At 70.9% G+C, this 19,537-nt stretch carries 15 protein-coding genes; 7 read left to right on the top strand and 8 right to left on the bottom strand.

Annotated elements, in window-relative coordinates; translation table 11 throughout:
- Nucleotides 1–67 precede the first annotated feature (67 nt).
- Together ACZ5VD_RS28565 and ACZ5VD_RS28560 are read right to left on the bottom strand one after the other, a co-directional pair.
- The gene (locus ACZ5VD_RS28565) at nt 68–2,683 is read right to left on the bottom strand and encodes an ABC transporter permease/substrate binding protein (RefSeq protein ID WP_468683726.1); all 2,616 of its coding nucleotides are present in this window, start codon (nt 2,681–2,683) and stop codon (nt 68–70) included.
- The gene (locus tag ACZ5VD_RS28560) at nt 2,676–3,764 is read right to left on the bottom strand and encodes a quaternary amine ABC transporter ATP-binding protein (protein WP_468552320.1); all 1,089 of its coding nucleotides are present in this window, start codon (nt 3,762–3,764) and stop codon (nt 2,676–2,678) included. The genes ACZ5VD_RS28565 and ACZ5VD_RS28560 overlap by 8 nt, the downstream gene beginning before the upstream one ends.
- Before the next feature lie 196 nt (nt 3,765–3,960).
- Here ACZ5VD_RS28560 and ACZ5VD_RS28555 point away from each other — a divergent pair, with 196 nt between their 5' ends.
- The 4 genes from ACZ5VD_RS28555 to ACZ5VD_RS28540 all read left to right on the top strand — a co-directional run bounded on the left by ACZ5VD_RS28555 (nt 3,961) and on the right by ACZ5VD_RS28540 (nt 8,745).
- Nucleotides 3,961–4,890 carry a 5'-3' exonuclease gene (locus tag ACZ5VD_RS28555; protein ID WP_468552364.1) on the top strand — a complete coding sequence of 310 codons (930 nt, stop codon included), beginning with the start codon at nt 3,961–3,963 and terminating at the stop codon, nt 4,888–4,890.
- A 180-nt stretch (nt 4,891–5,070) separates the two neighbouring features.
- Nucleotides 5,071–5,916, top strand: a complete 846-nt coding sequence (locus ACZ5VD_RS28550; RefSeq protein WP_468552321.1) for a siderophore-interacting protein — start codon at nt 5,071–5,073, stop codon at nt 5,914–5,916.
- A gap of 306 nt (nt 5,917–6,222) precedes the next feature.
- Nucleotides 6,223–7,749: an amino acid permease gene (locus ACZ5VD_RS28545; RefSeq protein ID WP_468683724.1), complete on the top strand. Its 1,527-nt coding sequence runs from the start codon at nt 6,223–6,225 to the stop codon at nt 7,747–7,749.
- 60 nt (nt 7,750–7,809) lie between these two features.
- Nucleotides 7,810–8,745, top strand: coding sequence for a pseudouridine synthase (locus tag ACZ5VD_RS28540; RefSeq protein ID WP_468552323.1), 936 nt, complete (start codon nt 7,810–7,812; stop codon nt 8,743–8,745).
- Between the two features lie 67 nt (nt 8,746–8,812).
- Here ACZ5VD_RS28540 and ACZ5VD_RS28535 read toward each other — a convergent pair whose 3' ends face one another.
- The 6 genes from ACZ5VD_RS28535 to ACZ5VD_RS28510 form a co-directional block, all read right to left on the bottom strand.
- The gene (locus tag ACZ5VD_RS28535; protein ID WP_468683723.1) at nt 8,813–10,306 is read right to left on the bottom strand and encodes a cytochrome P450; all 1,494 of its coding nucleotides are present in this window, start codon (nt 10,304–10,306) and stop codon (nt 8,813–8,815) included.
- A 55-nt stretch (nt 10,307–10,361) separates the two neighbouring features.
- The gene (locus ACZ5VD_RS28530; RefSeq protein WP_468552325.1) at nt 10,362–10,982 is read right to left on the bottom strand and encodes a GTP-binding protein; all 621 of its coding nucleotides are present in this window, start codon (nt 10,980–10,982) and stop codon (nt 10,362–10,364) included.
- On the bottom strand, nt 10,963–11,379 hold the full coding sequence (locus ACZ5VD_RS28525) for a DUF742 domain-containing protein (RefSeq protein ID WP_468552326.1): 417 nt from the start codon (nt 11,377–11,379) through the stop codon (nt 10,963–10,965). Before ACZ5VD_RS28525 ends, ACZ5VD_RS28530 begins: the two co-directional genes overlap by 20 nt.
- Nucleotides 11,376–11,783, bottom strand: a complete 408-nt coding sequence (locus tag ACZ5VD_RS28520) for a roadblock/LC7 domain-containing protein (protein WP_468552327.1) — start codon at nt 11,781–11,783, stop codon at nt 11,376–11,378. Before ACZ5VD_RS28520 ends, ACZ5VD_RS28525 begins: the two co-directional genes overlap by 4 nt.
- A complete protein-coding gene (locus tag ACZ5VD_RS28515) occupies nt 11,780–13,375 on the bottom strand; it encodes a sensor histidine kinase (RefSeq protein ID WP_468552328.1) in 1,596 nt (531 codons plus the stop codon). The genes ACZ5VD_RS28520 and ACZ5VD_RS28515 overlap by 4 nt, the downstream gene beginning before the upstream one ends.
- A gap of 314 nt (nt 13,376–13,689) precedes the next feature.
- Nucleotides 13,690–14,325 carry a TetR/AcrR family transcriptional regulator gene (locus ACZ5VD_RS28510; RefSeq protein WP_468683721.1) on the bottom strand — a complete coding sequence of 212 codons (636 nt, stop codon included), beginning with the start codon at nt 14,323–14,325 and terminating at the stop codon, nt 13,690–13,692.
- Nucleotides 14,326–14,531: 206 nt separating this feature from the next.
- Between ACZ5VD_RS28510 and ACZ5VD_RS28505 the strand changes: the two genes are divergently transcribed.
- From ACZ5VD_RS28505 to ACZ5VD_RS28495, 3 genes are read left to right on the top strand one after another with little or no spacing between them, the layout of a single operon-like run.
- Complete coding sequence (locus tag ACZ5VD_RS28505) at nt 14,532–15,356, top strand: urea amidolyase associated protein UAAP1 (protein WP_468552330.1); 825 nt, start codon at nt 14,532–14,534, stop codon at nt 15,354–15,356.
- Nucleotides 15,353–15,994 (top strand): urea amidolyase associated protein UAAP2, encoded by a 642-nt coding sequence (locus ACZ5VD_RS28500; RefSeq protein ID WP_468552331.1) that lies wholly within the window; start codon nt 15,353–15,355, stop codon nt 15,992–15,994. The genes ACZ5VD_RS28505 and ACZ5VD_RS28500 overlap by 4 nt, the downstream gene beginning before the upstream one ends.
- The gene (locus ACZ5VD_RS28495; RefSeq protein ID WP_468683719.1) at nt 15,991–19,527 is read left to right on the top strand and encodes a 5-oxoprolinase/urea amidolyase family protein; all 3,537 of its coding nucleotides are present in this window, start codon (nt 15,991–15,993) and stop codon (nt 19,525–19,527) included. The genes ACZ5VD_RS28500 and ACZ5VD_RS28495 overlap by 4 nt, the downstream gene beginning before the upstream one ends.
- Nucleotides 19,528–19,537: the final 10 nt, after the last annotated feature.

Here is a 19,537-nt window from a genome sequence, read left to right as displayed (position 1 = left end):
CCACGCGCCGTCAGGTCGCGCGGGGAGGGCCCGCCCCTCGGGCGGCTCGGGTACTGCGGCTGCTGCGCTACTGGGGAGTCATCCGGCCGACCATGTCCGGATGGTCCTTCAGCCACGCGGCGACCGCATCCTCCTCGTGGCCCTGGCCGCGCTCGTTGATCTCGGCCTCCAGGCTGCCGAGTTCACTCTCGCTCATCGTGAAGTTCTTGATCCACTTGGTGAGTTGCGGGTACCGCGCGGGGAACTCCTTGTTCGAGATGGTGCGGATCGTGTTGCCCTCGCCGAAGAGCTTCTTGTCGTCCTTCAGCTTGGTCAGGTCGTACTGGCTGTACGCCCAGTGCGGCGACCACAGGACGACGGCGACGGGCTCCTTCTTGGCGTAGGCACGCTTGAGTTCGGCGAGCATCGCCGGCGTGGAGCCGTCGACGACGTCGTACTCCTTGTCCAGGCCGTAGCCGGGCAGCACCTTCGTCTTGAGCAGGTTCATCTCGCCGGTGCCCGGCTCGATGCCGATGATCCGTCCGTCGAAGAGGTCGGCCTTGCCCTTGAGGTCCTCGTAGGACTTCACGCCCTTGACGTACGAGGGCACGGAGACCTCCAGCGAGGTCGGTTCGTACCAGGTGCCGAGGTCGCGCAGGTTGTTCTTGTGCTTCTCCCAGTAGTTCGACTGCGCGTACGGCAGCCAGGCGTCGAAGTTGAGGTCGAGGTCCCCGGAGGCGAGGCCGGTGTAGACCGGGCCGACGTCCATCTGCTTGAGGTTCAGCCGGTAGCCGCGCTTCTCCAGGACGTTCTTCCACAGGTAGGTGACGGCGATGTCCTCGTCCCAGGGGAACCAGGCGACGTCCACCGGACGCTTCGCCTCGGCGGGGGTGTTGGACGAGGAGTCCGCGACCGGGGCCAGCTTGTCGACGACGCCGGGGTTGCTCTTCAGCCAGGTGCGCACGGCGTCCTGCTGGTTGCCCTTGCCGGCCTTGTTGATCTCCGCCTCAAGGCCGGTGAGCTGCTTCTCGGTCATCTTGAAGCTCTTGAGCCACTGGGCGACGACCGGGTTGTCCTGCGCGAAGCCCTTGCGGGAGAGCGTGTGCACGCCGTCGCCCTTGCCCCAGGCGCCCTTCGGGTCCTCGAGCTTCTTCAGCTTGTACTCGCTGTACGCCCAGTGCGGCGACCAGAGCGTGCCGACGAACGGCTCCTTCTTGGCGTACGCGCGCTTCAGCTCGGCCAGCATCGCGGGCGTGGAGCTGTCGACGACCTTGTACTCCTTGTCGAGGCCGTACGCCTTGAGGACCTTCGTCTTGAGCAGGCTCATCATTCCGGCGCTCGGCTCGATGCCGGTGATCTTCCCGCCGAAGGTGGCGCCCTTGCCCTTGAGGTCCGCGAGCGAGTCGATGCCCTTCATGTAGGCGGGCACGCTCAGCTCCAAAGACGTCGGGCCGTACCAGGAGCCCAGGTCGTCCAGCTGCTTGCCGTACTTCTTCCAGTACTCCTCGTGGGTGGTCGGCAGCCACGAGTCCGTCTGGAAGTCGATGTCGCCCTGCGCGAGCGACGTGTAGAGCGGACCGGCGTCGAACTGCTTGGCCTCGACCTCGAATCCGCGCTGCTCCAGGATCTCCTTCCAGAGGAAGGTGGAGGCCACGCCCTCGTCCCACGGGATGTAGCCGATGCTGACCTTCTTGCCCTGGCCGACGTCGTCGCCGCCGGCCGCGGTCCTCTCGCCGTCGCCGGAGCCGAAGACGCCCATGCCGCCCGCGACGAGCGCGAGCACGACGACACCGACGACGGCCACGGCGGCCCGCGGGCGGTAGGACCAGATCGTCAGCCCCTGCGCGGCACGCAGCTTGGCGGCGGTGCGCCGGCCCAGCGGCGAGACCTCGGTACCGAGGGCGCTGGTCATGCGGTCCAGGTAGATGGCGAGGATGACGATGGCGATGCCCGCCTCGGCACCGAGGCCGACGTTGAGCTGGCCGATCGCCTCGTTCACGTCGCCGCCGAGGCCGCCGGTGCCGACCATGCCCGCGATGGCGGCCATGGACAGGCCCAGCATGATGACCTGGTTGACACCGGCCATCACGGTGGGCAGCGCCAGCGGCAGCTGGACGCGCAGCAGGATGTTGCCGGGGGTGGTGCCGAACGCGTCGGCGGCCTCGACGAGGTCCTTGTCGACCTGGCGGATGCCCAGTTCGGTCATCCGGACGCCGGGCGCCAGGGCGAAGATCAGGGTGGCCACGATGCCCGCGGGACCGCCGGTGCCGAAGAACAGGATCGCCGGGATGAGGTAGATCATCGCGGGCATCGTCTGCATGAGGTCGAGCACGGGGCGGACGATGCCGCTGACGCGGTCCGAGCGTGCCGCCCAGATGCCGACGGGCACGGATATGACGAGCGCGATGATCGTGGCCACCAGGACCAGCGACAGGGTCACCATCGCGTTCTCCCACAGTTCGAGGGAGTCGATGAAGGCGAATCCCACGAAGGCGAGGACACCGGCGGACACGCCGCGCAGCCAGAACGCGATGACCGCGAAGATGCCCGCGAGGAGCAGGGGTTCGGGTGCCTGGAGGACGTCGTTGATGACGTCGTAGGTGCCCTGGAAGACGGTCTTGAGGAAGTCGAAGAGCCACGCCATGTGCTGGAGCAGCCAGTCGACCGTGTCGTTGACCCAGTCGCCGAACGGGATCCTAGGCACCGGCCCGCACCGCCTTGGCCATCTTGTCGCGCGGTGTGTCGCAGGGCACGGGTTCGCCCTGTTCGTCGCCGAGGAAGCCGACGAGCCGCTGCCGGGGGACGACCCCGACGAGCTTGCCCTTCTTGTCGACGACGGCCACGGGGTGCGTCAGCCGCGCGCTGATGGCGCACAGTTCACCGAACGAGGAGTCGGGCCGCGCGGTCTCACAGCCGCAGTCGGCCTCGTCGCCCCGCAGCTCGGTGTCCATGACGGAGGCCGCGGTCAGGACCCGGGAGCGGTCGACGTCCTGGGTGAAGGAGGCGACGTAGTCGTTCGCGGGGCGGACGAGGATGTCCTCGGCGGTGCCTATCTGGACGATGCGGCCGTCCCGCATGACGGCGATCCGGTCGCCCAGGCGCATGGCCTCGTTGAGGTCGTGGGTGATGAAGACGATGGTCTTCTTGAGTTTCTTCTGGAGTTCGATCAGCTGGTCCTGCATGTCCCGGCGGATCAGCGGGTCGAGCGCGCTGAAGGACTCGTCCATCAGCAGCAGGTCGGCGTCGGTGGCGAGCGCCCGGGCGAGGCCCACGCGCTGCTGCATACCGCCGGACAGTTCGTCGGGCCAGGACTTCTCCCAGCCCGCGAGCCCGGCCAGGACCAGTGCCTTGGTGGCGCGCTCGTGGCGTTCGGCGCGCGGTACGCCCTGCACCTCCAGGCCGTAGGCGGCGTTCTCCAGGACGCTGCGGTGCGGGAAGAGCGCGAAGTGCTGGAAGACCATGCTGATCTTCTGCGCCCGGACCGCGCGCAGGTCGCGGTCGGCGAGGGCGGTGAGGTCCTGGCCGTCGAAGCGGACCCGGCCCGCGGTGGGCTCCAGAAGGCCGTTGAGCATGCGCAGCAGGGTGGACTTGCCGGATCCGGAGAGGCCCATGACGACGAAGATCTCGCCCGGCTCCACGGTGAAGGAGGCGTCGATCACCGCCGCGGTGATGCCGTCGGCCCGCAGTTCCTCGCGGTCGGCGCCCTCGCGGAGCCGTTCCACCGCTTGGTCCGGTCGTCTGCCGAACACCTTGAAAAGCTCTTCGGCCTCAAGTCTGGATGACACGCGTACCTCTTGTCTCGGCGGCCAGGGAAGGGGAGACAAAGGGCCACGAACAGTTGAATCTGCAACCGGCATCTCTCCGAAGCCGCCCCTGCCCTGACCCGTTCCGGCCAAACGCACAGGTGGCCCAGTTCACAGGACGTTCACCGGCGGTGAGCGCTGCGTCGTCGCGCGGTCTCTGTCAGTGGCGTACGGCATGATGCGTGGCGTGACCGGACGACTGATGCTCCTCGACAGTGCCTCGCTCTATTTCCGCGCCTACTTCGGCGTCCCGGAGTCCGTGAAGGCCCCGGACGGCACGCCGGTGAACGCCGTGCGCGGGCTGCTGGAATTCATCGACCGCCTGGTCAAGGACCACCGTCCCGACCACCTGGTGGCCTGCATGGACGCCGACTGGCGCCCCCAGTGGCGGGTCGAGCTGATCCCCTCCTACAAGGCGCACCGCGTCGCCGAGGAGCGCGCGGCCGGCCCCGACGCGGAGGAGGTGCCGGACACGCTCTCGCCGCAGGTGCCCGTCATCGAGGCCGTTCTCGACGCGCTCGGCATCGCGCGCGTGGGCGTCGCGGAGTACGAGGCGGACGACGTGATCGGCACGTTCACCGCGCGGGCCGAGGGCCCGGTCGACATCGTCACCGGCGACCGCGACCTCTACCAACTGGTGGACGACGCGCGTGGGGTGCGCGTGCTGTACCCCCTCAAGGGCGTCGGCACACTGCAGCTGACGGACGAGGCGTGGCTGCGCGAGAAGTACGGCGTCGACGGCCGCGGGTACGCGGATCTCGCACTGCTGCGCGGCGACCCGAGCGACGGGCTGCCGGGGGTGCCCGGCGTCGGTGAGAAGACGGCGGCCAAGCTGCTCGCCGAGTTCGGAGACCTGGCCGGGATCATCGCCGCGATCGACGACCCGAAGGCGAAGCTCACGCCGACCCAGCGCAAGCGGCTGGACGAGTCACGGCCGTATCTGGCGGTGGCGCCGACGGTCGTCAAGGTCGCGGACGACGTCCCGCTGCCGGACGTCGACACCACCTTGCCGCGGGTGCCGCGCGATCCGGTGGCGCTGGAGGAGTTGGCGTCCCGGTGGGGACTGGGAGGATCATTGCAGCGGCTGCTCACGACGCTCGCCGGGTAGGCGGCGTTCGGCGGGAGGAAGTCCACAGGGCGCACACGGGAGTGTGCGAGGGGGCGCGACGCTTGCCCGAGGGGTTGACAGGCCCCTCAGAGAGGCTCATACACCTCTCATCCGGGGGGTGTTCACTGGGGGGAGATGCTAACTTAGGTAAGCCTAAGCACAGGGAACTGGGAGGCCGTCATGGCAGAACGACCGGGACGACAGCCGCGCAGGCCTCACTTCGCGCAGGTCATCCGCACCGAACGACTGAGCCCGCACATGCAGCGCGTGGTGCTGGGCGGCGAGGGTCTGGCCGACTTCTCGGCGGACACCTGCACCGACCACTACGTCAAAATCCTGTTCCCGGCCCCGGGCGCGACCTACCCCGAACCCTTCGACGTGCAGCGGATCCGCGAGGAGTTCCCGCGCGAGCAGTGGCCCGTGACCCGCACCTACACGGTCCGCTACTGGGACCCCCAGCACCGCGAACTGACCCTGGACTTCGTGATCCACGGCGACGAGGGCCTCGCCGGACCCTGGGCCCGACGCGTCCAACCGGGTGAAATCGTGTGGTTCATGGGCCCCGGCGGCGCCTACACCCCCGACCCCACCGCGGACTGGCATCTGCTCGTCGGGGACGAGAGCGCGCTGCCCGCCATCGCCCGTTCCCTGGAGGCGCTGCCCGACGGCGCCCGCGCCCACGCCTTCATCGAGGTCGCCGGGCCCGAGGAGGAGCAGAAGATCGACTCCGACGTGGAGGTCGTCTGGCTGCACCGCGGTACCGGGCGCGTCGGCGACGCGCTGACCGAGGCCGTGCGGGCCCTGGACTTCCCGGAGGGGCGGGTGCACGCGTTCGTGCACGGCGAGGCGCACTTCGTGAAGCAGCTGCGCCATCTCCTGCGGGTCGAGCGCGCGGTGGAGCGCCAGGACCTGTCGATCTCCGGCTACTGGCGGCTCGGCCACAACGAGGACGGCTGGCAGGCGTCGAAGCAGGAGTGGAACGCGCGGATCGAGGCGGAGCAGGAGGGCAAGGCACCGGCCGCCTAGCCCGCCCCCCAAAACGCGCGGAAGCGGCGACACCCTTCGAGGGTGCCGCCGCTTCCGCGCGTCGCGCCCCGGTCGGGGCAGGCCGCGCCGACCGGGGCGCGACACCGCCCCGCACACGGCGATCAGGGCCCGCGCCGACCGCCGTAGACCCGCCACGGCCAGATGCGACATGTCGCGACACACGCGGCACGGCGAGAACGTGAGCACTTGGGCCCGTCGCGGACACGGCGACGTCATGCGGCCGAAACAGCGCGTCCCTAATTTCTGTCAACCGACAGGAATTCCGCGCCGAAGGCAGGTGCCGCCGTGACCATCACCACCCCTTCCGACCTACGCCCCGATCCGCCGCACGCCCCCGACGACCGCTCCCTCGCCGAGTTCGGCTACCGCCAGGAGCTGCACCGCAGCCTGGGCCGGTACGCGTCGTTCGCCGCCGGGTTCTCCTTCATCTCCGTACTGACGACCGTCTTCCAGTTCTTCGCCTTCGGGTACGCGTTCGGCGGCCCCGTCTTCTTCTGGGCCTGGCCGGCCGTCCTGGTCGGACAGCTCCTGGTCGCCGCCTGTTTCGCCGAACTGGCCGCCCGCTACCCGATCTCGGGCGCCATCTACCAGTGGTCGTCGCGGCTCTCGAACCTCACCTTCGGCTGGCTCGCCGGCTGGATCATGGTGATCGGGCAGATCGTGGTGGTCGCGGCGGCCGCGCTGGCGCTCCAGATGGTGCTGCCCGCGATCTGGTCCGGCTTCCAGCTGATCGGCACCGACCCGGCGCCCACCTCGGCGGACGGCGCGGCCAACGCGGCCGTCCTGGGCGTGATCCTGCTGGCCCTGACCACGCTGGTGAACCTCCTGGACAACCGGGTGATGTCGGTGGTCAACCGGGTCGGCGTGACCGCCGAGATCATCGGCGCGGTCCTGATCGTCGTCCTGCTGCTGACCCACTCCGAGCGCTCCCCCGGCATCACCTTCCACACCGGAGGCGCCGCGCAGTCGGGCCTGCTCGGGGCACTGCTGGTGGGCTCGTTCACGGCGGCGTACGTGATGATCGGGTTCGACAGCGCGGGAGAGATGAGCGAGGAGACCCACAACCCCCGGCGTACCGCGCCCCGCACGATCCTCACCGCGCTCGGTGCGGCCGGGCTGCTCGGCGGCCTGATCGTGCTGGGCGGCCTGCTCGCCGCCCCCAGCCTCACCGACGGGCATCTCGCGGTCGACGGTCTGAGCTACGTCCTCACCAGCAGCCTGGGCGACGGCGTCGGCCGCTTCCTGCTGGCCGACGTGGTGGTGGCCATCGCGGTCGCCACCCTGGCGATCCAGACGTCGGCCTGCCGCATGCTGTTCTCGATGGCCCGCGACGGCCAACTGCCCTTCTCCGGCCGCCTCTCCCGGGTGAACCCGCGGACCGGCATGCCGAGCGCCCCGGCCCTGGTCGTCGGCGTTCTCGCGGCGGCCCTGCTGCTGCTCAACTTCGCCTCCCCGGAGGCATTCCTGGCCATCGGCACCACTTGCATCGTGATGCTGTACCTGGCCTACGCGATGGTCACCGGCCCGCTCCTGGTACGCCGGCTGCGCGGCGAGTTCGCCCTCGAGGGCACCGACGAGACGGGCGCCCGCCTCTTCTCCCTCGGCCGCTGGGGCGTCCCCGTCAACGCGCTGGCCCTCCTGTACGGCCTGTTCATGACGGTCAACCTCGCCTGGCCGCGCGCCGAGGTGTACGACCCGGCGGGCGGCCACTGGTACTTCCAGTGGTTCACCGTGCTGTTCCTGCTGGTCACGGTGGGACTCGGCGTTCTGTACCGGGCGCTGCGGACCCGACGGGAGCAGGTGCCGGCGTAGCCGGTCCCGGCGTCCGGTCACCGGGACCGGAGGCCGTCCGGGCCGCATACGCTTGCCGTGATGACACGCAACCACCGGGTTCCGCCCTCTCCCCTCCCCCAGCGCGAAGGGGTGGATCCGGTGCGGGTGCGGCTGCCCGCCGACGGGGCCTGGGCGACCGTACGGACGTATCTGACGGAGCGGCTCTCCGGGGCGGGTGCCGGGGTGGTGGACGGGATGTTCGACGCGGGGCGGGTCGTCGGGGCGGACGGGCGGGCGGTGGCGGCGGACGCGGGGTACGTGCCGGGGATGTTCGTGTGGTTCCACCGGGACCTGCCGCCCGAGGTGCCGGTGCCGTTCCCCGTCGAGGTCGTGTACCGGGACGAGCACATCGTCGTCGCCGACAAGCCGCACTTCCTGGCCACCACCCCGCGCGGCAGCCATGTCACCGAGACCGCGCTCGCCCGGCTGCGGCGGGAGCTGGGCCTCCCCACGCTCGGCGCCGCGCACCGGCTGGACCGGCTCACGGCCGGGCTGGTGCTGTTCACCGTGCGGCCCGAGGAGCGCGGCGCCTACCAGTCGCTGTTCCGCGACCGGCTGGTGGGCAAGGAGTACGAGGCCGTGGCGCCGTACGATCCCGCGCTCGCCCTGCCCCGGACCGTGCGCAGCAGGATCGTCAAGGAACGCGGGGTGCTGGCCGCCTACGAGGTCGAGGGCGAGCCGAACGCGGTCAGCCATGTCGAACTGGCCGCACCGGACCGGCGGCGCGGCCTCGGCCGGTACCGGCTCACACCCGCCACCGGGCAGACCCACCAGCTGCGCGTCCACATGAACGCCCTCGGTGTGCCCATCCTCGGAGACCCGCTCTACCCGGTGGTGGCCGACCCGGTACCGGCCGGTGACTTCCGGCACCCGCTCCAACTGCTCGCGCGGAGACTGGAGTTCACCGATCCGGTGACAGGGGTGGCGCACCGGTTCGTCAGTCCGAGGACCCTCGAAGCGTGGTCCTCGGACTGACGGACCGGTGGACTGACGAACCGGTGGACTGAAGAACCGGGCCGGTCGGTGACCGGCCCATACGGTCTCAGTAGCCGCGCCACCAGAGCAGGAACCGCCGCCAGGCACCCATCGGGCGGACCGGTTCGGGAGCCGCGACGGGCGGCGGCGGGGCCGCGGCCGGCAGCGGTTCCGGTACGGCCGCCGGAGCCGGCTCCGGCTCCGGCTCCGGCTTGTGGGTGCCGACCTGCCAGGTGGACCGCTGCTGCGGAACCGCGTCGTGGCCGGGCTTGGCCATCACGTCCTGCTGCGGCTTCGGGTCGAACCGCACCGGCAGCTCCACCAGGTGACGGGAGGAGATCGACTCCGCCCAGCCCAACTCCTCCTCGTCGCAGTCGAGTTCCACGTCCGGGAGGCGCATCAGCAGCGCGTCGACGCCGGTGTCGGCGATGGCACGGCCGATGTCCTGGCCGGGGCACTCGTGCGGCCCGCCGCCGAAGGCGAGGTGGGACCGGTTGCCCTGCATGTTGGCGGCCAGGTCGGGCCGGACCCGCGGGTCGATGTTGCCCGGCGCGATACCGAGGAGCAGTCCGTCGCCCTTGCGGATGCGCTGACCGCCCAACTCCGTGTCCTGCTTGGCGAAGTAGGCGAAGACCGAGCTGAACGGCGGCTCGTCCCACAGGGACTGCTCGACCGCCTCCGGCACCGTCATCTGCCCGCCGCTGAGCTGGGCGCGGAAGCGCGGGTCGGTGATGACCATGCGCAGCGCGTTGGACAGGAGGTTGACGGTCGCCTCGTAGGCCGCGAAGAGCACGAGGCGCAGGTGCTCCCTGACCTCGTCGTCGGTCAGCCGGGCCGGGTGGGTGATGAGGTGGCTGGTGAAGTCCTCCTGGGGCTGGGCGCGCCGGCGGGCGGTGTGCCGGCTCAGCGCGTCCATGACGTAGCCATGGCTGGCGATCGCGGTCTCGGTGCCCTTGAGCGCGTCGCGGGCGGCCTGCACCAGCCGGTCGCTGTACTCGTCCGGCATGCCGAAGATCTCGCACATCACGCCCATGGGCAGGTGCTCGGCGAACTCGCTGACGAGGTCGGCCGTGCCCTCCTCGCAGAAGCGGTTGACCAGGCGCTGGGTGTGGCGGTTGATGTGGCGGCGGACCCCGCGGTGGTCGATCGTCGACATGGCGCCGATGACCGCGCCGCGCAGCCGCAGGTGCTCGTCCCCCTCGGCGTGCGAGGCGATGGGCTGCCAGGCGATGTGCGGCATCAGGGGGTGGTCGGGTTTGACCATGCCCTCCAGCAGCGGGGTCCAGACCCGGCTGTCCCGGCAGAACTGCGAGGGCGTACGCACCATGTGCAGGTTCTCGGTGTGGCCGAGCACCACCCACATCGGTACGTCGTCGTGGAGCAGTACGGGCGCCACCGGGCCGTGCTCCTCGCGGAGTCGCTCGTAGAGGGAGCCGAGGTCCTCCGCGTCGGGACCGTAGAGCCGGTGCAGTCCGCCCGGTCCGCGGCCGTGGGCGGGGCAGCCGGGCGGCGGGCCGGGTGCGGGGTCCGTACCGGTGAGGGAGTGGGATTCAGGCGTCACAGTGGTCGCTCCGCAGTGGATCCGGTGTCTGTGTGGGGGCTGGTCTGGGGGTGGGTCATCGCAGGGAACCCGTCATCGCGAGGGAGTGCAGGAAGCGCATGAGGGTCATCAGGGTGTCCCGGCTGGAGGCGCGGCGGCGCGCGTCGCACTCGACGATGGGGATGTCGTCGCTCAGGTCGAGTGCCGTGCGCAGTTCCTCGACGGCGTAGTGCGGCGCGTCGGGGAAGGAGTTGACGGCGACGACGAACGGCACACCGCGCTCCTCCAGGCGCCCCATGACGTCGAAGCTGACCTCCAGACGGCGGGTGTCGATCAGTACGACCGCGCCGAGCGCGCCCTCGAAGAGGCCGTTCCACAGGAACCAGAAGCGTTCCTGGCCGGGTGTGCCGAAGAGGTACAGCACCAGTTGGTCGGTGATGCTGATGCGGCCGAAGTCCATCGCCACGGTGGTGGCGGTCTTGGTGTCCGAGCCGTAGTTGTCGTCGACACCCACCCCGGCCTGCGTCATGGTCTCCTCGGTGGTCAGCGGTTTGATCTCGCTGACCGAGCCGACCATCGTGGTCTTGCCGACCCCGAAGCCGCCGACGATGACGATCTTGACCGCCGCCTGGGCGGTCTGCGGGAGTTGGTCCTCGGTTCGTGGACCCGTGATGGTGTCAGAGCTTTTGAAGTCCATGCATCACCGCTTCGAGGAGGGAACGGTCGGCCAGCGCCTGGCGGATGATCGGGGCGCGCGGCGTCACCAGCTCGGCCGTCTCCAGCTCGGTGAGCAGGACGGTCACCACGCTGAACGGCAGACCGAGGTAGGCCGACAGCTCGGCCACGGACAGGGGTGCCGTACACAGCCGGAGCAGCGCCGCCTGCTCGGGCGTGGCGGAGGGCGGTGGGTCGGCGCGCGCCACGATTAACGTGACCAGGTCGAGTTCGATGCGCTCGATGCCGTCCGGTCCCGTGATCACGTACAGCCGCTCGGGGTTCCTCTTCTGCCCCTCGGGGGGCTGCTGTTCCTCCTGCGGGGGTTGCGGTTCGGGTTCCGACTGGGGGAAGCGCCGCCGGCGTTGCGGAGGCGTCATACGGTCTGGCCGTTGCGCCGGGGCCGACTGGTGAGGTGCTCGCCGATCCGGATGACCAGGTCGCTCATGCGGGCGCTCATGAAGCCGGGTTCGGCGCGCACGTCGGAGAGCACGGCGAGATAGGCGTTGGCGCCGGCGGCCATCAGGTAGAAGTAGCCCCCGTTGATCTCGATGAGGACCATCTTCATCTCGCCGTCGCTGCCCGGGATCTCCTGGGCCACGGCGGTCGCCAGGCTCTGCAGGCCGGCGCAGGCCGCGGCGACCCGGTCGGCGGCGTCCGGGTCGTCGCCGTGGCGGGCGATGCGCAGACCGTCGGCGGAGAGCACCACGATCATCTGGATGCCGGGGACGCCTTTGGCGAGGTCCTGGAGCATCCAGTCGAAGTTGCCTCGCTGCTGGATCACTTGAGGTTCCCCTCGTCGTCGGCCTCGACACGGGCCGGTTCACTGGTCGGCTGGGTGACTGCGGTGGGGGACGGGCGCTTGAGGCCGTCCATGAACGCCTGGACCCACAGGCCCGGTGGGCGTTCGGGGGCCTTCTCGGGCTCGGGCTCGGGTTCCGGCTGGGAGGTCGACCAGATGGTCGGCCGTCCCTCCCGTTCCGCCTGTTCGATGGCGGCCTGCTCGGCGTAGCGCTCGGTGAGCGACATCTTCACCCGGCTGCGGCGCTGCGGCAGTCCGTTGGCCGTCCACTCGGTGACCTCGGGGATGTCGTCCTCCGCGGAGAGCGCGGCGGCGGTGAACTTGGGGCTCGTGGGGCGGCGCTTCTTGATCGTGCGCTTGGGGCCGGGGAGCGCGCCGAGTTCGGCCTGCGGTACGGCGGTGGCGCCGATGCCGTGGGCGAGTCCGACGCCGGGCTCGGAGGTGAGCATGTCGCTGGGGACGACGAGGATCGCGCGGACCCCGCCGTACGCGGAGGCGCGTAGCGAGACCTGCATGTCGTACGTCTTGCAGAGCCGGCCGGTGACGGCGAGGCCCAGGCGCGGCGACTCGCCGAGGTCCTGGAAGTCGACGCCCGCCTTGGCGCGTTCCAGCATGCCCTCGACGCGGGCGCGGGTCTCCTCGCTGAGGCTGACGCCGGCGTCCTCGATCTCGATGCAGACGCCGGTCTGCACCTCGGTCGCGGTGACGTGCACCTTGGTCTGCGGCGGGGAGTAGCGGGTGGCGTTGTCGAGGAGTTCGGCCGCGGCGTGGATGACCGGCTCGACGGCGGTGCCCTTGACGTTGACCTTGGCGATCGAGGAGAGGTCGATGCGGCCGTACTCCAGGATCCGGGACATGGCGCCGCGCAGCACGCTGTAGAGCGCGACGGGCTCGGGCCACTGGCGGCCGGGCCGGCCGCCGCCGAGGACGGAGATGGAGTCGGCGAGCCGGCCGATCAGCGCGGTGCCGTGGTCGATGCGCAGCAGGTCGTCGAAGACCTCGGGGTTGCGGCCGTGGTCCTCCTCCATCTCGCGGAGTTCACTGGCCTGCTGGTGGACGATCGCCTGGACGCGGCGGGCGATGCTGACGAAGGAGCGCTGGGTGGAGTCGCGCAGGATGTCTTCCTGGTCGACGATCTTCAGCACCGTCATGATCAAGGACTGCTGCGCCTCGGGGAGATCGCGCCAGGCGGGGTCCATCTCGCCGAGGTCGCGCATCACCTCCAGGGGGGTGTTTCCGCGGCGCAACCGGTCCAGCGCGGCCGGCGCGATCTCCTTGGCGAGGCGGTCCATCTCCGCGTCATGGCCGGCGATCCGCCGTTCCAGATACGCGGTGTGACGGGCGTGGTCCGTCCGCAGATCCTGCAGTGCGCGGCGGTGCCGCATCGATTCGGCCGCCGTCACGATCACCAGCAGTGTGGCGACGGCTCCGCACAAGCCGACGGCCACCCGGGCCGGCTCCGTCACCGCGGCGACGGCGGCCCCGGTCACCGCGGCCATCAGTATGGCGGGTGGCAACAAGGCGCGCAGGTACGGGAGTTCACGGCGACCTGGAGGGGATTGAACACTCACCATGTGGGCCCTCTGAAACAAATCGGCGGGGGGTTCGGGGGAGCTTGCAGGGGGGAACGTCTGGGAACTGTCGGTATTTTCGGTATGTTTGGGAACAGGCGCACGAATCCATCTCAACTCGGTGCGCTGCGGGCGAGCTTAGTCCGACCGGATCATCGCCGTGTCATATTCGGCAAGCACCGGAAAAGGGACCAAGGGGAGGAGTACGCTCAGCTCCATTTACACACAGCGGTTCCATTCGCACACGGTGTGTAACCGTGGACGGGCGTGCGAAAACACTCACCGTGACGAGTGAAGTGCCCTGTACGGGACCGGCCTCAGACCCCCGCGATACGCAGCGCCGCGTCCGCCGTCGCCTCCGCGAACGCCGACACCGGCCGCTCTGGGTCGGAGCGGTGCACGAGGATGACGCCTTCGATCAGCCCGAACACCAGGTCCGTGCGCAGATCCAGCTCCCCCTTGGCGAGTGCACCGCCCGCCGCGGTCGCGGCGAGCAGCTGCCGGTAGGCGTCCTTGAGTTCGGCGCGCACGGCGTGGAAGCCGGCGAACCGCTCGGTGCGCACCTCGGGGAGCAGGTAGAGGACACCGAGGTTGTACGGTCCGCCGCACAGCACCTCGGCATCCGCGCGGCACAGTTCCCACAGCCGGTCCCCGGCCGGGGCGGTGTCGTCGGCGAGGAGCTCCCGGGCGTACGCCAGCGAGGGCGTGACCGTGGACTCCAGGAGCTGGGCGAGCAGCTCCTCCTTGCCGGAGACGTAGTGGTACATGGACGCCTGCCGCATGCCCGCGCGCTCGGCGACGGCACGGGTGGAGGTGGCCGCGTAGCCCAGCGTGGTGAACAACTCCGCGGCGGCCGCGATCAGTTCCGCACGCGGCTCCAGGCCGCTGTCCGGCCGCTGCGCGGCACGCGGCCTGCCGACCCGTCGGCTCCGGTCCGCACCCGTTGTCCCCATGCGTTCGATCCTCGCACACGGCCGCCCGTGGTGATCTTCGTGAGGGCCCGGTAACCGAGCGGCAACAGCGCGGCAATGCCCGTGACCCGGCCCGCCTCTAATTTCTGTCGAGCGACAGAAATTAGCGCAGCCGGCACTTCAGCAGTCAGTAGTCAGTAGTCAGTAGTCACCAGTACGAACGACCCCCCGGAGCCGGAGGACCCGCGATGGCGACAGCGACCACGTACGGAGCCCGTGCCCATGCCCGTGCCCAGGAGGGCACGCGCACCGAGGCCATGCCCGTCGTCCCGGCCGGCAACTGGCCGAACCCGCCCTGCGAGGCGGGCCACCTGGTGTGGGCCGAGACGGTGGCGGGCGGCAACTACACCCACCGGGTGCTGGCCCGCGGCACCGAACTGCGCCTGACCGACCCCCGGGGAGACGCCTGCGCGCACCTCCTGCTGTTCGTGGCCGACCGGCCCTGGGAGCGCCTCAACGTGGCCGACACGGTGAAGGTGCAGTGGAACGCCTACCTCGGCGAGGGCCACCTCCTCCTCTCCGACCAGGGCCGGGTCCTCGCCTCGCTGGTCACCGACACCTCGGGCCGGCACGACGCCCTGTGCGGCACGTCCACCCTCGCCCGCAACACCGGGCGGTACGGCGACGGCACCCCGCAGAGCCCCTCCCCCGCGGGCCGCGAGCTGTTCAAGCTGGCCGCCGCCAAGAACGGTCTGGAGCCCCGCGACCTGCCGCCCTCGCTCTCCTTCTTCCAGGGCGTGGAGGTCCGCGAGGACGGCGCCCTGGACTTCACCGGCTCGGCCGGCCCCGGCGGCAGCGTGACGCTGCGCGCCGAGCAGGACCTGACCGTCCTGATCGCCAACGTGCCGCACCCGGCCGACCCCCGCGCGGAGTACGTCAGCACCCCGCTGGAGGTGCTCGCCTGGCGCGCGGAGGCGACCGGGCCGGGCGACCCGCTGTGGGACGCCGGGCCCGAGGCCCGCCGCGCCTTCCTCAACACCGCCGAGTTCCTCGCCGCGAGGGGGATCGCATGAGCACCCGGACCGAACCCGTCCCGCACACCGGCCCCCGGCCGAGCACGACCGTCGTCGCGGCCCGCGCCGCCTGGTCGTCCGTCGTCCGTTCGGGCGACACCCTCACCATCACCGACCTGCACGGCAACCAGGCGGTCGACTTTCTCGCCTACGACGCCCACGACACGTCGGTCCGCTACAGCGCGCCCGACACGATCCACGCCCAGGGGAACCTCTTCCTCACCACGGGCAGCGTGCTGATGTCGAACGAGTACACCCCGCTGATGACAGTGCTCGCGGACGACGTGGGCCGCCACGACACGGTCGGCGGCGCCTGCTCCAAGGAGTCCAACACCCTGCGCTACGGCCATCACACCTGGTCGCAGCACGCCTGCGTGGACAACTTCCTCGCCGAGGGCGCCCGGCACGGCCTCGGCAAGCGCGACCTGGTCTCCAACATCAACTGGTACATGAACGTGCCCGTCGAGAAGGACGGCACCCTCGGCATCGTCGACGGTCTGTCCGCCCCCGGCCTGAAGCTGACCCTGCGGGCCGAGCGCGACGTCCTGGTCCTGGTCTCCAACTGCCCCCAGATCAACAACCCGTGCAACGGCTTCGAGCCGACGGCCGTGCAGATGACGATCGGAGCCCCCGGATGACCTTCGACACCCTCCTCGTCGCCAACCGGGGCGAGATAGCGGTCCGGATCATCCGCACCGCACGCGAACTCGGGCTGCGCACGATCGCCATGTACTCCGACCCGGACCGCTCCGCCCCGCACGTCCGGCTGGCCGACGAGGCGGTCCGGCTCGGCCCGGCGCCCGCGAAGGAGTCGTACCTCGACGCCGACCTCGTCCTCAAGGCGGCCAAGGACACCGGCGCGGGCGCGATCCACCCCGGCTACGGCTTCCTGTCCGAGGACGCGGCGTTCGCGCGGCGTTGCGAGGACGCCGGGATCGTGTTCGTGGGCCCGACGCCGGAACAGTTGGAGCTGTTCGGCGCGAAGCACACGGCCCGCACCGCGGCTCGGGCGGCCGGGGTGCCGCTGGCCCCGGGCACGGGCCTGCTGGCGCACCTGGACGACGCGCTCGCCGAGGCCCGGGTGATCGGCTTCCCCGTCATGCTCAAGGCCACCGGCGGTGGCGGCGGCATCGGCATGTCGGCCTGCCACTCCGCCGACGAACTCGCCGACGCCTGGGAGCGGGTGCAGCGCGTCGCCGCCGCCTCCTTCTCCTTGGCCGGTGTCTTCCTGGAGCGCCTGGTGGAGCACGCCCGCCATGTCGAGGTGCAGGTCTTCGGCGACGGCGAGGGCAGGGTCGTCACCCTCGGCGACCGCGACTGCTCCCTCCAGCGCCGCAACCAGAAGGTTTTGGAGGAGGCCCCGGCACCGGGTCTGCCCACCCACATCCGTACGCAACTCGCCTCCTCCGCACGGGACTTGTGCGCCTCGGTCGGCTACCGCTCCGCCGGAACCGTCGAGTTCGTCTACGACGCCGCCCGCGAGGAGGCGTACTTCCTGGAGGTCAACACCCGCCTCCAGGTGGAGCACCCGGTCACCGAGGAGATCTACGGCGTCGACCTGGTCGGCTGGATGCTCCGGCTGGCACGCGGCGAGCGGGACGTCGTCCGCGACCCGGGCACACCGCGCGGTCACGCCGTCGAGGCCCGCGTCTACGCCGAGGACCCCTCACGCGAACACCGTCCCAGCGCGGGCCTGTTGACCCGGGTGGAGTTCCCGCCGGGCGTGCGCGTGGACGGCTGGGTCGAGACCGGCACCGAGGTGACGACGTCCTACGACCCGATGCTCGCGAAGGTCGTCGCGTACGGCCCGGACCGGGCGCACGCCCTGCGACGGCTGGACGAGGCGCTGGCCCGTACCCGCGTCGACGGCATCGAGACGAACCTCGGCCTGGTCCGGGCGGCCCTCGCACACCGGGACTTCACCACCGCCACGCACTCCACCGCGACGCTCGCCTCCGTGAGCGACCCGACGCCCCGTATCGAGGTCGTCTCCGGCGGCACACTCACCACGGTGCAGGACTGGCCGGGCCGTACCGGCTACTGGCAGGTCGGCGTCCCCCCGTGCGGTCCGATGGACGACCTGTCGTTCCGGCTCGGCAACCGGGCACTGGGCAACCCGCAGAGCGCTCCCGGCCTCGAATGCACCCTCCAGGGCCCTTCGTTGCGGTTCACCCACCCCACGACCGTGTGCGTCACGGGCGCCCCGGCGCCGGTCACCGTCGACGGGACGCGGGTCGCGCAGTGGGAGCCGGTGACGGTACCCGCCGGAGCCCTCCTGGAGATCGGCGCCCCCTCCGAGCACGGCCTGCGGACCTACGTCCTGTTCGCCGGCGGTCTCGACGTGCCCGCCTTCCTCGGCAGCGCGAGCACCTTCACCCTGGGCCGCTTCGGCGGCCACGGCGGCCGGGCACTGCGCACGGGGGACGTCCTGCACGGCCGCTCGGTGCCGGAACCGGTCACGGAGCCGGTGACGGCGGGCGGACCGGTCCCGTTGGAGGACCGCCCGGACTTCGGGGCCCTCTGGCACGTCCAGGCCGTCGAAGGCCCGCACGCCGCACCGGAGTTCTTCACCGAGGAGGACATCCACGACTTCTACGCCGCCGACTGGAAGGTCCACTTCAACTCGGCGCGCACCGGCGTCCGCCTGGTCGGCCCGAAGCCCCGCTGGGCGCGGACCGACGGCGGCGAGGCGGGCCTGCACCCGTCCAACATCCACGACACCCCGTACTCCGTCGGCGCCGTCGACTACACGGGCGACATGCCGGTGCTGCTGGGCCCGGACGGCCCGTCGCTGGGCGGGTTCGTCTGCCCGGCGACCGTGATCAGCACCGAGCGCTGGAAGCTGGGCCAGTTGCGGCCGGGCGACACCGTGCGCTTCGCGCCGGTCGACGTGTCGGGCGGGCCCCGCCCGCCGATCGTGGACGGCGGGATCCTGGCCCGCGACGGGGATGTGACCTACCGGCGCAGCGGCGACGACAACCTGCTGGTCGAGTTCGGTCCGATGCAGCTCGATCTCGCGCTGCGCATGCGGGTCCACGCGCTGATGGAGGCGGTGTCGGAGCAGGGCCCAAAGGGGGTCACCGACCTCACGCCGGGCATCCGCTCCCTCCAGATCCGCACCGACCCGAACCGGCTGTCGCAGTCCGAACTCCTCACCGCGGTAAGGGAGATCACCGCCTCCCTCCCGCCGAGCGACGCACTCGTGGTCCCCTCCCGCACGGTCCACCTCCCCCTCTCCTGGGACGACCCGGCCACCCGCGAGGCGATAGCCCGCTACATGGCGGGCGTCCGCGACGACGCGCCCTGGTGCCCGTGGAACATCGAGTTCATCCGCCGGGTCAACGGCCTGGGGTCGGTGGCGGAGGTCTACGACACCGTCTTCGACGCGGAGTACCTCGTCCTGGGCCTCGGCGACGTCTATCTGGGCGCGCCGGTGGCCACCCCCCTCGATCCCCGGCACCGCCTGGTGACGACGAAGTACAACCCGGCCCGCACCTGGACCGCGGAGAACTCGGTCGGCATCGGCGGCGCCTATCTGTGCGTCTACGGCATGGAGGGCCCCGGCGGCTACCAGTTCGTGGGACGGACGACCCAGGTGTGGTCGGGCTGGCAGCAGCGCGGCGCGTTCGAGGCCGGCTCGCCCTGGCTGCTGCGCTTCTTCGACCGCATCAAGTGGTATCCGGTGGACGCCGACGAACTCCTGGAGCTACGCGCCGACATCATGTCCGGCCGCTTCGTTCCGCGCATCGAGGAGGGCACCTTCTCGCTGGCCGACTACCAGGCCTTCCTGGCCCAGAACGCCGAGCCGATCGCCGCGTTCAGGTCCCGCCAGCAGTCGGCGTTCTCCGCGGAGCGGGACGCGTGGGAGGCGGCCGGCGAGTTCACCCGGGCCGAGGCGGCGTCCGCGCCGGCCGCTCCCCCGGCCGAGGTGAACGTCCCCGCGGGCGGCCGACTGGTCGAGGCCGAGTTCGCCGCGTCGGTATGGCAGTTGAACGTCGAGCCGGGTGACGAGGTGACGGCCGGCCAGCCGCTGCTCGCCCTGGAGGCGATGAAGATGGAGTCCAGGGTGCACGCGCCGATGGCCGGTGTGGTCGCGGAGGTCCTGGCCAGGCCGGGCGACCAGGTGGAGGCGGGCACGGCACTGGTCGTCCTGGCCCCGGCCGCGCGCTAGAAGAGGAAAG

It is taken from the genome of Streptomyces sp. NPDC032822 (assembly GCF_055578825.1).
The sequence above is the reverse complement of the archived record's forward strand: the minus strand, read 5'-3'. Positions and strand labels throughout refer to the sequence as shown.